Annotated in this window: 9 protein-coding genes and 2 pseudogenes; 9 read left to right on the top strand and 2 right to left on the bottom strand. The window is 67.8% G+C overall.

The window, feature by feature from the left end:
- Positions 1-117 precede the first annotated feature (117 nt).
- The 8 genes and pseudogenes from LGI35_RS36315 to LGI35_RS36275 all read left to right on the top strand — a co-directional run bounded on the left by LGI35_RS36315 (position 118) and on the right by LGI35_RS36275 (position 13,214).
- Positions 118-453 carry a hypothetical protein gene (locus tag LGI35_RS36315; RefSeq protein WP_227298500.1) on the top strand — a complete coding sequence of 112 codons (336 nt, stop codon included), beginning with the start codon at positions 118-120 and terminating at the stop codon, positions 451-453.
- Between the two features lie 877 nt (positions 454-1,330).
- Positions 1,331-6,766: an ATP-binding protein gene (locus LGI35_RS36305; RefSeq protein ID WP_227298499.1), complete on the top strand. Its 5,436-nt coding sequence runs from the start codon at positions 1,331-1,333 to the stop codon at positions 6,764-6,766.
- Between the two features lie 402 nt (positions 6,767-7,168).
- Positions 7,169-7,471, top strand: a pseudogene (locus tag LGI35_RS36300) (hypothetical protein); the annotation flags it as partial.
- A 272-nt stretch (positions 7,472-7,743) separates the two neighbouring features.
- Positions 7,744-9,291, top strand: a complete 1,548-nt coding sequence (locus LGI35_RS36295) for a restriction endonuclease subunit S domain-containing protein (RefSeq protein ID WP_227298498.1) — start codon at positions 7,744-7,746, stop codon at positions 9,289-9,291.
- Between the two features lie 879 nt (positions 9,292-10,170).
- Entirely contained in the window at positions 10,171-10,344 is a 174-nt protein-coding gene (locus LGI35_RS36290) for a hypothetical protein (RefSeq protein WP_227298497.1), read from the top strand.
- Positions 10,345-10,869: 525 nt separating this feature from the next.
- Positions 10,870-11,226: pseudogene (locus LGI35_RS36285) on the top strand (IS1380 family transposase); the annotation flags it as partial.
- 90 nt (positions 11,227-11,316) lie between these two features.
- A complete protein-coding gene (locus LGI35_RS36280; RefSeq protein ID WP_227298496.1) occupies positions 11,317-12,090 on the top strand; it encodes a GIY-YIG nuclease family protein in 774 nt (257 codons plus the stop codon).
- Positions 12,087-13,214 (top strand): PD-(D/E)XK nuclease family protein, encoded by a 1,128-nt coding sequence (locus LGI35_RS36275; protein ID WP_227298495.1) that lies wholly within the window; start codon positions 12,087-12,089, stop codon positions 13,212-13,214. The genes LGI35_RS36280 and LGI35_RS36275 overlap by 4 nt, the downstream gene beginning before the upstream one ends.
- A 239-nt stretch (positions 13,215-13,453) precedes the next feature.
- Here LGI35_RS36275 and LGI35_RS36270 read toward each other — a convergent pair whose 3' ends face one another.
- Complete coding sequence (locus LGI35_RS36270; RefSeq protein ID WP_227298494.1) at positions 13,454-14,026, bottom strand: DUF4240 domain-containing protein; 573 nt, start codon at positions 14,024-14,026, stop codon at positions 13,454-13,456.
- A gap of 207 nt (positions 14,027-14,233) precedes the next feature.
- A complete protein-coding gene (locus tag LGI35_RS36265) occupies positions 14,234-14,875 on the bottom strand; it encodes a hypothetical protein (protein ID WP_227298493.1) in 642 nt (213 codons plus the stop codon).
- Positions 14,876-15,320: 445 nt separating this feature from the next.
- Here LGI35_RS36265 and LGI35_RS36260 point away from each other — a divergent pair.
- A protein-coding gene (locus LGI35_RS36260) for an IS5 family transposase (RefSeq protein ID WP_227298492.1) occupies positions 15,321-16,129 on the top strand; the annotation gives its coding sequence in 2 pieces (ribosomal slippage) (positions 15,321-15,660 and positions 15,660-16,129; 810 coding nt in all).
- Positions 16,130-16,131 lie beyond the last annotated feature (2 nt).

Genomic DNA, 16,131 nt, shown 5'->3' with positions numbered 1-16,131 from the left:
CAAGTGAGCGGCCGGCACGCGACGCAAGGCGCGCGGGACCGCCACTGTCCGGCGACTCATCCCCGTATGGAAGGAACTCGATCCTCATGACCGACACGAGCCCCTCGAAGGCGCACGGTGGCCCTGGTCGTCGGCGCCGTCCTGGTCGACGTTGACGTCGTCATCGCCGCGTTCGCTGTGTTCGGCGGCAGTGGCAGCTCCGGGCCGACGAGTCCCCCGGCGACGTCCCGCCCGCCGACGAGCCAGCCGCCGATATCCCGTCCGCCGACGACCGAGCCGCCGACGTCGCCTCCGTCCTGCTTCCGAGCGGGCATGCGCTCCGAGGGCGACACGAACTATCCCGGCATGCCGACCGAGGTGCCGACCGAGTCCAGCGCGCCGCCCGTGGAGCAGCCGACGGATTCGCCTTGCGGCGGCACCGGGGGCAGCAACGTCGCAGGAACCGACGGCTGACCGGCCCGGCCCCCGATAGGGTGAACAGGCCTGCCTCACCCGAACCTTGGGCGGGGCAGGTGGGGGCGCCGGACCTTACGCGCCCCCACTGGGCATCGCTACTTGCCCCAGCGGATGCAGCCCCGAAGCAGCGTCGCAATCGTGGCCGCAGCCACGGTCCAGCCAGCTGCGGGGGTGTGGGGTACGACGCCACTCAGTTCAGGCCCCGGCGACCGAGTCGTCCTCGCCGCGCTCTTGGCTCCGCTGCCCCGTGCGGTGCTGCGCCGGCTGCGGCTGCCCGTCCGTCCGGACACCTTCTTGCGACGGCATCGCGACCTGCTCCGCGGCGCCACGCGAGAGCCTCCTGCAACAAGCAGCCTGGGCGCCCCCGCACCGTCCGCTCCATCCTAGCCCTCGTCCTGCGCCTGGCCCGCGAGAACAGCAACTGGGGCTACCGGCGCATCCACGGCGAACTCGCCACCCTCGGCATCAAGATCGCCGCCTCCACCGTCTGGGAGATCCTCCGCCACGAGGCCATCGACCCGGCACCGCAGCGGACCACCCTCACCTGGGCACCTTCCTCCGCTCTCCAAGACGGCGATCTGATGGCGGAGGGCAAGAATCTCAAAGGGCACTTCGTCGTCGCGGATGAGACATCACGCGCCTATACCACCGGGCACCCACAATCCCCGGCGCCCCGACCCGATTCCGGCCGATTCCCCCCGAGCGCCTCGACTCCCACCGCTCCCGCTTGCACACGGTGACGTGTCCGGAGCCGTGCCCACGACGCCGTCGGGAATGGCCGGATCTCATCAGCGACCGATACGCCCTTGGCCGCTCCTCGGCACCATCTCCCCACCAAGCCGCCGGGTGAGCGGCAGCCCAGGGGGACACGTCCGTGCATGACGACACCATCATTGCGCTCACGAAGCGCCGTATCGAGCTGGCCCGGCAGGCGGGGGCCGACTGGCAGTTCGCGGAGAGCCTCAAAGAGTTGAGCGAGGGCATGGCCCAGGAGTACGCGGGCCGCGCCCTCGTGGAGCTGATCCAAAACGGGCACGACGCGCTGGGCCCCGGCGGGCGAGGCCGGATCCAGGTCGTGCTCGACCTGCGTGGGTCGTCCCATGGCCAGGCATCGGGGCAGGAGGGGCACGCGACGCTGTACGTGGCAAACGAAGGCGCCGGATTCACCGAGGACAACTTCCGCCGGATCATCGAGGTCGGGCTCTCCGGGAAGGGCCCGGGAGAGGGCATCGGCAACAAAGGACTGGGCTTCCGCAGCGTTCTCCAGCTCACCGACTGGCCGGAGATCCACTCGGTCTCGGTGCCCGGCTCGGGAGTCTTCGACGGGTTCAGTTTTCGCTTCGCGACACCGGACGACGTACACGACCTTGTCGATGACACAGAGACCGCCGCGTGGGTAAGTGCCAAGGTGTCTCCGCTCGCGCTGCCGGTCCCGGCCGCCGCCACGGACCCGGTCCTGGGCGAGTTCGCAGCCCAGGGGTTCTCGACGGTGGTCCGGCTCCCCCTGTACAAGGAGGGAGCCGTGGCCGCGGCGCGCGCCCAGGTCGAGCAGTTGGTGCACACGCAGGCGCCGCTGCTGCTCTTCCTCGACCGGATCACGGCCCTGACGGTGGAGGTCAGGGCGGATCGGGAGGAGGCCGACGGGGCAGAAACCATCGAGCGCCATGTGCTGAGCCGCACCGAGCGCCAGCCCGACTGGGGTCCCGCTGTCGCCGGAGACTGGGTCACCGAGGTCAACCTGGCCGACGGGGGTCGCTATCTGCTGGCGCGCCGCACCGTCGCTGCGGACGCCCTTCATACCGCGATCGAACGCAGCGTCTCGGCCGACGAGATCCACACGAAGTGGCAAGGCTGGCAGGGGGACACCTGGGTCGGTGTCGCACTCCGCCTCGACGAGGATCTCACCGATGGTCAGATGTACACGTTCCTACCCATGGGCACCGAGTCCGGGTCGCAGTTCCCGGGACACGCGCACGCACCCTTCTTCACGAAGATGGCCCGGACGCACCTCAACGAGGCGGTGGCCCTGAACGCCTTCCTCCTCGACGAACTGGCGGTGCTATGTATCGACACCGCCCGGCATCTGCGCACGTTCGCGCCCCGTGCGCTGGCCGTCCGTCTGGTGCCCGACGTGGTTTGCTGGGCCGATCCCGGCAGGCTCGACGCTGCAGCCTCGGGCGCGTTGGCCGACGAACCCGTCGTACCACTGGCCGGCGCCGACAACCGGAGCGGGACGCCTGCCGCCGCCTGGGGCTCACTGCGTGAGTCCTTCGCCTGGCCCGACGAGGGCGTCCCGTGGAAGGCGATGACCGCCACGGCTCTGGCCGGGACCGGCGCTCCAATCGCGGACCCCGCGGTCGGGGTGGTGCGCCAGCGGCGGATCGACGATCTGCACAAGCGTCTACTGGGGAGGGCGATGCGCGCACCTGCGGATGCCAAGGCAGTCTGGGCCGAGCGACTGGCGGCCGCGCTGCGCCCCGACACGACGGCTCCCGTAGGCGGTGAATGGGCCGATTTCTACGACGACCTCGCGCAAGCCTTCCCTTACGGGCAGGCCCTCGCGCTGCGCGGCCACAGAATCGTCCTGAACCACAACGGGGAACTGTGCAGAGCGCTGGACGGTGAATCAGACACCCGCGCGACGGCATCTGGCGTCAAGGCACCCGAGACGGTCTTCTTCGCTCCGCAGGAATCCGGAACCGGTGCCACAGCCGGTGTTCCCAGCGATCTGCGCGCTCTGCGTCGCCGTATCGTCTTCACCCACCCCGACATTCCCTGGCGGCACGCCGGACGGGACTGCCTGCAGCTCAACCGGCTGGTCCGGGCCTACGAGCCAGCCCGCGTCCTGGACGCCCTGCGGGAACTGCTCACGCAGAAACCCACCAACGCCCTGTGCCGGGACGCGCTCGCGTACGTGTTCCGCCAGTACCCGTCCCTCGATCAGGCCCAACGCGACCGACTGCCGTCCATAGGTTTCCAAGTACCCCTGCGGGACGGTGGCTGGGCCCGGGCGAGCGACGCCCTGATGTCACCGGCCTGGGGCACCGAGGGTGCCGGCCTCCTTGCACAGTTCCTCGAGGCGGGCGCCACGACCGTGCCTGAACTGAATGCCCTCACAAAGCGGTTCGTCGCCGCGCCCGAGGACTGGGCGTCGCAGGTGGCCGACCAGTCCACGTACAGCGAGTTCCTGCTGGCCATCGGTGTACGGGACGGGATCCCGCTGAACACGGTCGGGCTGCTGGCCTGCAACGGCCACGAGCTGCAACCGCATCGCCTGGCCCGCCGCTTCCCCCTCGCCGAAGGGGTCAGGGACGCCTGGGTCCGCGATGTGCGCGCACGAGGATGGCGGGCGGGTGGATACCCGAACACCCCGTACTCCTTCGACCGCGAGCTGTCCCACCTGCCGGGGATCGCCGCGGTGGTCGAATTGGGCGCCACGGCACGGCGTATGTTCACGGAGCTGGTCCTCCATGGGCTGCGAACCTGGCCGGAAGACGCGCTGCAGGTGCGTGCACGTCGTCACCTCGAACGTCATCGCAGGGACCCGGACCCGCACACCTGGCCCACTCCCGTCGCCTCCTTCCTGCGCCACATGCCCTGGCTTCCGGTTGAGCACGGCGCGGCGGACGGCCCCGATTTCGTCGCCCCGGACCGCGCCTGGTTCAACGCCGCCGGGGACCTGCCCGGTTTCGTGCCCCAACTCTCCCTCGCCGTAAGGCGGCGGCTCGACGAGAAGCCCACCCTGGGCCGCCTGCGGAGCCTGGGCCTGCGTCTGTGGGAGGAGCCGGCGGACGCCGCCGCAGCCGTGCGCGACCTGGGCACACTGCTGGCCGACGGCCACGTACAGGACCGGCATGTCGGCCGCTTCAAGCGGCACTACCAACAGGCATGGCACCACGTGGCCGCCTCCGAGAAGTGGCCCTGGGAGAAGGACGAGTCGGTGCGCCTCGCCGTTGTACACGCCGGCACGCTGCGTGCATGGAGCGCGGACGCCAACGAGGACGCCGAGAGCGAAGAGGCAGGCGCCCGCACCGGCACCGACGACGACGTCTGTGTGATCGACGAGGACACCCCGCTGAAGGCGACCCTGGCTGAGCTGGCTGGCTATCCGGTCCTCGTCACGGCCCCCGAGCACGGCCGGGACGTGGCACGCCTGCTCACGGTGCGCGGCGGGCTCACCGTACGGCGGCTCTCAGCCACCGACATCCAGATCCGCGACCAGGAAGGCGAGTTGATCGAGGCGTCGCACTCCGGTCGCCCGCTCCTGACGGACGACCGGCCGTGGCTTTTCACCCTGGTCGCACTCATCCTGGAGCTCAAGTCGGGGGCGTTCGCGCGCCAGGGGGAAGCGCGGCTCCACGGGCTGCTCGACGTGCTCGGTGCCGTCCGTGTCGCGCGCACCGAGCACGTCGACATCCTGGTCTCCGACGCTCCGGCGCCTCCCCCACCATCGACACGCTCGCTCGCTCTGCCGCACCCTCAGTGCCCCACAGTGGTGGTGTGGGCGGGCGACGACGGCCGCACCGAACTACAGGCCTGCGCCCCCGCCCTCGCCCAGCTGCTGGGTCGACCGGGGCTGCGTGACCCGCTCGAGCTGGCGCTCATGAAGATGCAGCAGCACTTGGGCGGCACCCCGCCGGACGACCTGGTGGAGGTAGACGACGAAACGCTCGCGTACGCCCTGGACATCACGGCGGACAAGGTCGCGGAGGGACGACGCGGTCTTGCCGGTGAACTCACGCCCCTCGTCGGTCTGTTGCGGCCGGTCCTGGTCTGCATGGCGGGCCCAGACCAGGCCGCGGCCGTGGACGAAGCACTGCGCCGGGCGCGCTCCGAGGAGGCGCTGCTGAACGTCGTCGACCGCTATCGGTCGCCTTCGACCGTCCCCGCGGCCGAAGTTCTCGCCCTGGCGCACGCGCATCGCTCATTGAGCGAACTGCGGGACGCTCTCGCTCTGGACTTTCGGGCGTTCAACGAGGCGCTGACAGCGATCGGGCCGCCGTACCGGCTTCTCACCCACCCCGACCTTCACGAGCATGCCTTCGCCGACTTCGTCCGCACCCACAGGCCGACCATGATCGAGCGTCTGCGCGAGCACTATGCTCCGGTGGCCGCCGCTGGTGCGGATGTGTCCGGATACGTACGAGCCCGCCGGCTCGACGAACTGGCCCCGGAACAGGGCTGGTTGACGCTGCACCGAAGTCCGCCGGAGGAGGCCATGCGCACGCATGTCGCCGCATGGCTGGGCACGCACGGGGCGCACGGCGATCTGTCGGACGCACTGCCCCAACAGGGCCCGGCCCTCAAGCCGTTGGACGAACTTCGCGCGGCCAACTCCGCCGCCCTCACGGCCCTGGTCCCGGCGCTCGTGCCGCTGGTGCAGGCATGGTGCCACGCGCGCTCGGTCCCGCTCCCCCCGGTGTGGCTGCGGGGGCCGTTGATGCACGCCAAGGACGGCCTCGATCAATCCGGGCTGGCCGACCTGCTGCTCCTCACCGAGGCCCAGCTGCTCGGCTCCGTCTCCAGGAGTCTGGACTGGCCGACGGGCATGCCGGTCACCACCGATCCGGCCCGCCTAGGTGTGACCCCGAAGCTCCTGGCCACGGTCGCGTCACCACACAGGCCTTCCGGCCAAGCGGCGGTCCCAGCTGCCACGATCACCATCGGCAGATCCGAAGTCCACGTGGGCCCTGACCGGTTGGCCGAAGTCGCGGAGCTCGCCCATCGCTCCATCGACGAGGTGTTCCTGGACAGGCCGGCGCAGACCCGGTTGGCCCTCGTGGCACCGGCTGCCGGTGTCCCCGCACCTCGGTCGCCCGATCAGGGCTTCGTCGTCTCCCGCACACCCCGCGCGACGGACGAGGAACGGGAGGCGATCGGCGTGGTCGGGGAGGTCTTGGCGCGGGCCTGGCTGCAGCGCAAGTACGGCACCGTCCACTGGCGCTCGGGGTATGCCGCGCTGCTCGGCACCCCGGCGGACGCAGCGGCCGCTTCCGACTCCCACGGGTACGACTTCGAGGTCCCGTGGCGCAACACCACACTGTTCTACGAGGTGAAGGCGTTGTCCGGGTCTTGGTCAGGCTCGCCGGACGGCGCAGAACGCACCTACGAGTTCGACCTCGGTCCCTCGGAACACCGCACGGCAAGCGCGCACGCCACCACGACGCGGTATCGCATCCTGCTGGTGGCCTCGGCCCTCGACCCCACTGCCCGGTGCCTGTACGAGCTTCCCAACCCGCTATCCCCGAAGGGCAGGGACCACTTCCGCATCGTGGGCCACGGGCTGCGCCTACGGTGTACGCCATGCTGACGGCGCCGTGGACCAACACGTCGTGTCCGGCATTGGGTTCGGCCTCGTATTTCCCTGCTTTCAAGGGCCGGCGCGGTCGGCAAGTGCCGCTACCCTGTTCGAACGACGACGAGAACGAGAGGTTCAGTTGCATACGGGGCGCATATGGCGGTGATCGACACACGGCTGATCCAGACGGCCGTGATCGGCGGCCGGGTGGAAGCACCTCGACAGACACCGGACTTGCATCGAGTGTCTCCCTGCGTTCCGGCCACGCCGGCTCTTCGACATCGATCAGCTGGCTCAGCTCACGTATGCCCGCATCGTCGCACCACACCGTGCGTGCCAACCAGCGGGGCGGTTCGACGAATCACCGCGCCAATCGAGATGACCCATAGCTGGCCCCCAAGGCAGGGGGCGGGGGTCCAGCGTGGCTACGACGCCGGCCCGATAGTCCGCCTGCAGGAACTCCTTGAGACGAGCAGCCAGTTCGCCAGCGTTCTGAAGGCCGTGCAGGGCCGCCAGATCGCCGCCCGCCTCTCAGCGCTGGGCTGGCAGATCGAGTTCCTCGTCCGAGAAGTCGAAGAGGCGGCCGAGGACCTCGGCGCGACCGTCGCCGTCTTGCCCCTGCACCGCACCCCCGTGCTGCGTGCCCGCCCGCGCCCGGCCGTGACCACCACACCGCCCACGCCGCCACCCCGCTCCAGCACGACCGCCCGCTGCCGCCAGACCCCGAGAAAGCACCCGTTGTCCCCGACTGCACCCCCGGCCCCGCGCATCACCTACGGCGCGGTGCTGGGCAGCCCGTACGTCGCCCGCCTCCTCGGCGGCACCCTCACCGCCGCCTCCCCAACGGGGTTGCCCCGTCCCTCTCTTGCGAACCCTCAACGTGTCGGAGCGGCGTGCCGATCATCCGCCAACCAAGCCCCAGGCCAACACGCCTGACGGTGCATTCTTCCAACATCGTAAGATCTCGGCATCACGATCCTGGGGGGGCCTTGTCCAACACTGAGCAGCACGAAGAGTTGTCGCCGGACCGCCTGCCGTTCGATTCGGTGTTCAGTACGGTCTTCAACGGATGGGCATTTGACCGTCGGGCCGCAGACGGCACCTGCGGCCCGGCCGACTCGGACGCTGTCCGCCTCATCTGGCTGAAAAACATTGGGCGAGATGGTGTTATCGCGGAACCGGATCCGGAAGTCGACGACTGGCGTAAGGATGCGCCGGAGCGCTTTCATCTCCGCGCCGGCGACATCTTGCTGTCCTCGGTGATCTCCGGTCGGCCGAAGGCTGCTCTAGTACAGGAATCCGATCTACCGGCCGTTGCTGTGCGTAGTCTCTTCGTGCTCCGCCCGGCCAAGTCCTTGTCGCCGGAGCACGCCCGTCTGATCCTCGCGTTCCTGCGCTCCGATACCGTCGGAGATCTCGCAGCCGGATCATCAGGGCAACAGCACCTTAGGCTCTCCCAGCTCAAGGCGCTGGACCTACCAAATGAAGACCAAGCGCTGTCCGCAGCTCTGGCCGATCTCGCAGCCGCTGGACAGCGGCTGCGTGCAATGGCGGCCGAAGCCGGCGCGCTCGCGGAGTCGGTCTTCGATAGGAGCGGGAGCCCGGAGGAGGCCAGGCGGCTCATCATCACTACCGGCCAGCTCACCCGACTCCGATCTGTGGCTGCTGCCCAACTCGACGATCCGGACTTCATCGTCCGCACGCGATACCCCTATCCGATCGCTCTGCGTTGGCGGAATGTCGAGGCGCAGAGGAGCGCGGAAGGCCAGGACGATGCCCAGGCGAAGGAGTACGCGGCCGTCCTCAAGGCCGCGGAGACCCTGCTTGGATACAGCGCGCTTCTCACGACCGCTCTGGCGCACGAGGCTGGCATCACCTGCAAAGCCATCAGAGCGTTCAAAACGAAGATCGCAACCGGGCCTGGCGGCCCGGGCTTCGGAGACTGGCAGCGCATACTCCAGCAGATTGCAACAGCGGAGGGAATGTCCCGCCTTCCCCTTGAGCACCCCCTTCATGAGCTCGCAGTCTTCCTTGCGGATGACGAGGCCGAGGCAGCGTGTCGAAGCCTCGGCACCAAGCGCAACAGCAGGGCCCACGGGCGTGAAGACCTCCCCGCTGTCTCGGCCGCTAAGTTGAAGGAGGCTCAAGACGGCCTGCGCTTCCTCCTCGACCGAGCACGGTTCCTCGCTGACCTGCAGCTGCTCGATGTGACCAAGGTGGTCTGGGATCCCCACGAGCAGTCGGACACCGTCACCTTTCGGCGGCTGATGGGCGACCACCCGATCGTTCCCACGGAGAACCTGCGTTACGCAGGACCGGAACGCATCGGCCACATCCTGTACCTGGCTGACCGCGACCAAGGACTCCACCCGCTGAGCCCGTTCCTAACCTGCGAGAAGTGCAAGGGCTGCGCCGCTCTTTCGCTGTTTCATGCCGACAAGGAAGAGGGGGTCCTGCTCCAGACGAGCCTCGACCACGGCCACTTCTACCCGTATGAGGGGGACGAGCGTGCGCTCCGAGCAGTCGGGCTCCAGTAGCTCCCCACGCTGAAGGCGCAGCAACAAAACCGCACCACACCGCAGATCCGAGCCCGACGGTTGAGCGGAAGGACTTGACAGGGAAAGGCATCCGTCGCAATCCCACTGCGGGCCACCGTGAGCGGAGGCAGCATCGCCTTCGGCGGGCTGCACAGCGCCCAGTCTAGGCGGTCGTCCGCGTTGGCTCAGCCGGTCAGGGGATGCCTTATGGACCACTACGGCCAGACGGCGGTGCATCTTCCGTCCGCCCTGCTCAAATCGGCCCTCCTGGTGGCCCTGCCGTTGGCCGGACCGTACGGCGAACCGGGCCTCGCCACGGCCATCGGCGTCGCCAGTGGGCTGACCACCCCGTCCCTGGAGGCCGGGCTGCGGGTCCTGTGGCCGAGCGTGCTGCCCGACGCGCGTCTTCGGCACGCGGCCCTCGCCCTCTACACCAGCACCGGCACCGGCACACAGGGCCCTGTACATCGTCGGCCCGCTACTCGTCGCTGCCCTCGCCTCCGCGTACAACCCCACCGTCGCACTCGCCGTCACCGCGCCCTCGGCCTGGCCAGCACCGTCGTGCTGTGCTCGCTCCCCCGTCGCGGCGCTGGCAACCGACACTGTCAACAGGAGCCCACTATGGTGCCGTTGATTGGATGACCAGCCCCGGCCTGCTGCTCCTGTTCGTCTCGGTCACCGGCATCGGGTTCGCGATCGGGGCCATGAACGTGTGGTCGATCGCCATGGCCGAGCGCCATGAACACGACAGCTCTCGGGGATCATCCCCGCCGCGTTCTCCACCAGCAGCTTCCTGGGCGGCCTCGTCTACGGGTGCCGCACCTGGAGTGGGGCACCCGCCGACCGGCTGATCATCGCCAGTTCCACGTTCCTCGCCGGGTGGCTCCCGCTCACCACCCTGCCCGTGCCCTTCGCGGCCACCGTCCCGCGGTCGCCGTGCCCGGCGCGTTCCTGACCGTCGTGGTCGCTTTCGCCTACGTGACCAGCGAGGCGCACGCGTGGCTGATCCTCTCGATCGGTGTCGGACCGTCCGCGGGTACCGCTCTGGCCTGATGCCTCGCCGAGCAGCCGCTGGCCAGCGCGGCGCTGCCCGCCGCTGGCGCGGCCTTCACCTTTGCCGTCCTTCTCGCCGCGCGCCGACTACTCCGCCCTGCAGGGATGCCAGACGCACGGCCGACACAAGACGCCCTGATCAGGGCGCAACCCCCACTATTTCCAATCCCTTTGAGGAGATCGAATTATGGCCGTGCGTACGCACTGGACCGTGAAGCACGCCTGCTCCCACAGCGTGGATCATGACCTTTCCAATCGCCCTGCCGACAAGCGGGTGCGCTGTGGTTCGCAGGGCAGCAGAAGCAGTGCACAGGCCATGGCCCGGAAGTAATCCTCGTCGATGCCTGGGTGCGGCATGAGGCGGACGGTCCAGCCCGGCCAGAGCACTTGGGGAACATGCCGGAGGCGGTCTATTGACAGGGGGGAGCCGACCGCGGGGTGTCCGGCGTGAGGGGTGGCCGACCGCAGGCGGAGCCGGTCCAAAGAGCGCATGTCTGAGTCGGCGACTGGCTCTCCCGCCGGGGCCGGTGGCTGTCGTATTCCGTCGGAATGACCATCACCGACGCGAGCGACCAGGCCGTGCTGAAGATCCCGAAGAAGGCATGGACGCCGGCCTACGACGCCGGCGGCACCGAGCGGCCCGGCGCCTGGGTCGCGGAGATCACCGATATGCCCGACCTGAGCACCTGGCCCAGGGGGATGCGGCGGCCTCACCCCGACGCCCAACTGCGCTTCACCGACCTCGACGGACTGCGGCTGACTTGCTTTGCGACCAACACCAAAGGCGGCCAGCTCGCTGACCTTGAACTGCGTCACCGACGGCGGACCCGCTGCGAGGACCCCATCCGGGGCGCCCGTGACACCGGCCTGCGCAACCTGCCCCACTCCCGGAAAAGCCGCACCCCACACGCACGGAGTCCCCGTCAGCGAACTGACGAGGACTCGTGAACGATCGAGGCTAACCTCCATTCCATGCAGTTCACCCTCGATGGCGAATCCTTCGAGCTGACACCCACGCTTGTTCGTGGGCGTCTTGCTGGTCACGTGCCCAAGGAGATCCACGAGTACTGGGTCGAAGTAGATGGTGTGCGTTGGCCGGTCAAGCAGGTCATCTCCCTTGCGACAGGTGCCAAGCGCAGCCGGTTTCAGTCGCATGACTCTCGACGGTGGCTGCAGAACCTCGGGTTCTTGATCGGTGCCGGATCCTCGGCCACCGAGAGCGGCTCGGTCCCGCGGCTGACCGGCGCGTCTCGTCGTGGGTCTTTCGACGCGTCCCAGCTCAAGGAACTGGAGGCGCTCGACGTCCGTGTTGCGTTCTCGTGGCTGAGCGCCGGCCCGATCACGCTTGACGAAGCCAGCCTGCCGAGGTTTCCCGGACTCCCGCGAGTGCCAGGGCTCTACCGCTACGATTTCGGTGTGGACGACGACGGCATCCGCGTGCTCTACATCGGGGAGTCCGTGGAGCTGGCCAGGCGAGCCAGCAACTACCGCAACGCCAAGACGGATCGCTCTCGTCCGCGCACCAGCCGCCGCATCCACAAGGAGATCGTCGGCCACTTGGAGTCCGGTGGTTCGATCGAATTCGCCATCGCAACGTCAGTCCGCTGGGGTGACGATGTCGAGCTGGACCTGCGGCTCAAGTCCGCCCGTCGCCTTGCCGAGAACGCTGGGGTGCTCCTTGCGCAGTCGCAGTCCGGGATCCGCGTGCTCAACATCGACGCGGAGCTGGGAGAGGACAGCGAGTGAGCAACCTCCCGGACCTTCGCTTCCTGCTCTCGATCAACAGCGAGAACGCGTGGAGCGATCTGCTCGCCACCCTCATGAATGCCGACCAGGCGATCACCCGCTCCGTGCTCGGGATCGAGGCTGTTGGCCCGCTCCAGATTCGTCGGGAGGTCTCGAAGTCGCGGGGCCGGAAGGCATCGGATCGACCCGACCTGGTGGTGGAGGCGAACGGTCAGGTTGTCGCTGTCGTCGAAGTGAAGCTGCTTGCTGGCCTCGGAATTGAACAGCTGGAGCGGTACTACAAATACGTCGCCGAGGAGGACCGAGACGACTGCCGGTTCGTGGCGGTCTCGCTTCAGCGCATCCGCCTTGATACCACCCATGCCCAGGACTGGCAGAATCTCACCTGGGAGGAGCTCATCGCTCCCTTCGCCTCGTCCCCGGTGCCGTGGGCCGCGACGACCGCCACAGCCTGGACGAGCCACATCGAGTCCCAGGTGCCGGAGGTGGATGGCGACACCGTCTGGAATCAGATCGACGGTATCGACCTGTACCTCGCCCTCCGGCTTCGTGCCGCCTACATGTACGACAACGTCGCCTTGCCCGGCGGCTCATTGAAGTCGATCCAGGAGATTGGCTCCGGTGGCCTGTACGTCGCGATCGTGGACGCCCCGATTCCGGGTAGCGGTTACGCCGTCCGCTGGGAAGCCACCGAGAGCTTGCCGACTCAGGGCGTTGGCAAGCTCGCCGGGGGCAGCGGGCTTCGTGGGGTCGAATTCCGCTTTTCCCTCGTGCAGCAGCAAGTCACCTCTTCCAAGGCCTACGACTGGGATCACCTGGCGCTGCTCTGGCAGGAGTACCTCACCCAAGAGGACTGGATTCCGTGGAGACCCCATCCGCCGCGCAAGACGTTGCAATGGGAGAAGGATGGCGTGGCTCGACTCAAGGAACTCGGCGCTCCGGCGTTCCTCGGCAGTGGCTATGGCGAGGGGCAGGCCAAGCTCAGCGGTGAGGTCGAGTTTGGCGCGCGCTTCGTGCTGTCGCCCTCAATCGCACTCAAGGAAGCCACCGAGGTGCTCAGCAGGGTGGCCGTGATCGGATCCCGGATGGCACAGCACGCGACTCAGCCGCAGGGGAGACTGTGATCGCGTTGATCGACGGAGAATGTGATACCGGCGATGCAGGGGTGGACGGATAGACTCACGACTTGGCCGCCGCCGTGGGCGGGCTGACGTGTGCCTGGAGCTCCGGTGTTGTCGAGGACCATGCCACCACGGTGAAGACCTCCAGAGGGCCATGTACGGACGGGCCTCGTCCGCCCCTCTCGGCACCCGCATCCTCGCCCAGCCATGAGCTTCGCGGAGTTCGGCCAGCGCTGCAATTTTCAGGGGTTCGAGTCAAGGAACAGGGCGGCCAGGCGGGGAAGCCGACGACTCATCTCACTGTCGTCATCGAAGTCGAAATCCTCGCCCATATCAACCGCCTTGTCACCCTCTGGATCAGCCCTGCGGAAGCTGCGCCAGGCTTCGTAGAAGGCGTCTGCATCACCCGTGATCCGTTCAAATGCCCCGCTGGCTGCATAGTTCACGTCCTCGTAGAACAACACCTCGGAACGGCCCTGGACGTCAGTAGCCTGAACCACATCAGGGTGCCCAGCGAGGCTGTCGGGGTCAGTGGCGACGCGCTGGTACCACTGACGACCCATGGCGATCACACCAGCGCGGAAGTCCATGAAACTGTCGTCGGAGCACCCGCCCCCGATGAGGTAAGCAGCCGCCCACACATCCCAGCGATACAGGGCGTCGTGCAGCTCATCGAAGCGTTCTGCATACTCCAAGATCTCGTGACGCGGTCTATCCGCGAGCTGGTTGACGAGAACCTCGTCAAACGGCTCGCCCGTCGAGGTCGCCCCGGCCTGGGCTGCTTCGACGACGTGCCAGAAGGCGTCGATGTCCATGACCGCGCACTCTGCCACGCCCCAACGGCAATGGATCGTGGCCGCCCCAGCCAGCACGGGCCGTTTCACAGAACTCCGGTCAGAACCGTCTTCAAAGATCCCCATCAGCAACGGCTCAGCGCTCAACAGCGCACGCATACGTGTGAAATGCCCGCGCCTGCACTGGGCACCGCAAGATGCCTACCTCACCGACCCCAAGCAGGCTCCTCACTGGGCAGCCCTCACGTTCAGGGCGTAGCAGCTCCCCTCGCTATTACCCTCCCGCTCCGGATTCATGGAATAGCTGATCGTTTTCGACGCGTGTGCAGCGAGGGTGAACGTGCCCGAGCCGCCATTCCCCAGGACCAGCTTCACACCATCAACCTGTGCCGAGAAAGTCTCTTCCTCGTTCCCGTTGTTCACGAACCGGATCACCGCGACCCGAGCCGGCAACAAGGCATTGCCGTTCTCAGGCTTGTAGAGCTGGGTCTGGGAGCAGTCGACAACCGTGGCCGCCACCTGGCTGCCTTGCTCTTCGCCAGCGAAGACGTACACGCCGACCGCGATGGCCAGTCCCAGGCTCGCTCCGATTGCGGCCATCAGCCAGTCATGCCGCCGCCAGTTTGACGGGTTCGCGCGCATCTGCCAGGCCGGGCGTGGAGAGGACGGCGGATAAGCGGGCATGGGGGGTGCGTCCGCCGGCAGGCCATGCTGCGCTGCGGCCCAACCCTCAATGTAGGTGTCGATGCACTCCGTGCAGGTTGCCTGCTCCGGTTCGGTGGCTCGGGGCGCCAAACGATCGATTGATGCGTCGCACATCGCGACTACGTCGCCCTTCAGAGCGATGTGAATGACGTCCCCCACCCCCATGGGCCTCATGGCTCCTTCACTCAGTGGTCGAACCGCGGAGCCCTACAAGACTGCATGACCCCATCGACGCACCTTCACGGCATCTAAACGAAAAATACACCAGATTAACGACAGGGGAACCAGCGATCCACGAACCATCGACGAACTGAAGGGATGCCTGCCTCGGTTGGGAACGCGATGGGCCCTCACAGCTGCATCTGCGCGCCGCCGAAGCGGCGCCCGGTCGCATAACCGGCGCGGTCCAGGCGGGTAGCCCTGCCGCTTCCAGCCTCAGGGGCGGTAGGACGGAACGGTGCATCTCCTGATCATGGAGGTGCACCCGACGACGAGTAACAGCTCACCTGCGGAGGAGAGCTCGAAGATCGCAGCCCAGTAACTGATGGTTTCAGAATGAAGTTCATTGTGGGGCTTGGCGGTTGGGTGGTGTGTCGGCAGGATTTGGTAGGTGTCTGCTGACCTTGTGCCTGATGATCTGTGGGATCGCGTCGTGCCGCTGTTGCCGGCTCGTCCGGCTCGGCGGCACCGGTATCCCGGGCGGTTGCCGGTGGATGACCGGTCTGCGTTGCGGGGCATCGTTTACGTGCTGTGCAAAGGCGTGAGCTGGCGGGACGTTCCCGCGGAGCAGGTCGGCTGCAGCGGGGTGACGGCCTGGCGACGTCTGCGGGACTGGACCGAGGCGGGTGTCTGGCCCCGGCTGCACGAGGTGCTGCTGGCCGAGTTACGGGCTGCCGGGTTGCTGGAGATGGACGACGCGGCGATCGACGGATCGCACGTGCGTGCCCTCAAAGGGGGGCTCACACCGGACCTTCGCCGGTCGACCGGGCCCGGCCCGGAAGCAAGCACCACCTGATCGTCGACCGGCAGGGCACCCCGCTCGCCGTCTCTTTGACCAGTGGAAACCGTCACGATGTCACCCAGCTCATGCCGCTGCTGGACGCAGTACCCCGCATCCGTGGCCTACGTGGCCGACCCCGCCACCGGCCACGGCGGCTCTTCGCCGACCGCGGCTACGACTACGACAAGTACCGGCGTCTCGTCCGGGCCCGCGGGATCACACCCAAGATCGCCCGCCGCGGAGTCCCGCACGGTTCCGGCCTGGGCAAGACCCGCTGGGTCGTCGAGCGCCCCTTCGCATGGCTCCATCAGTTCAAGCGGCTTCGGATTCGCTACGAGATACGTACCGACCTCCACCTGGGCCTGCTTCAACTCGCCTGCAGCATCATCTGCTTGAGACGACTCCGAACCTCATTCTGAAA

The sequence above is a fragment of the Streptomyces longhuiensis genome (genome assembly GCF_020616555.1).
Taxonomy (GTDB): domain Bacteria; phylum Actinomycetota; class Actinomycetes; order Streptomycetales; family Streptomycetaceae; genus Streptomyces; species Streptomyces longhuiensis.
The sequence above is the reverse complement of the archived record's forward strand: the minus strand, read 5'-3'. Positions and strand labels throughout refer to the sequence as shown.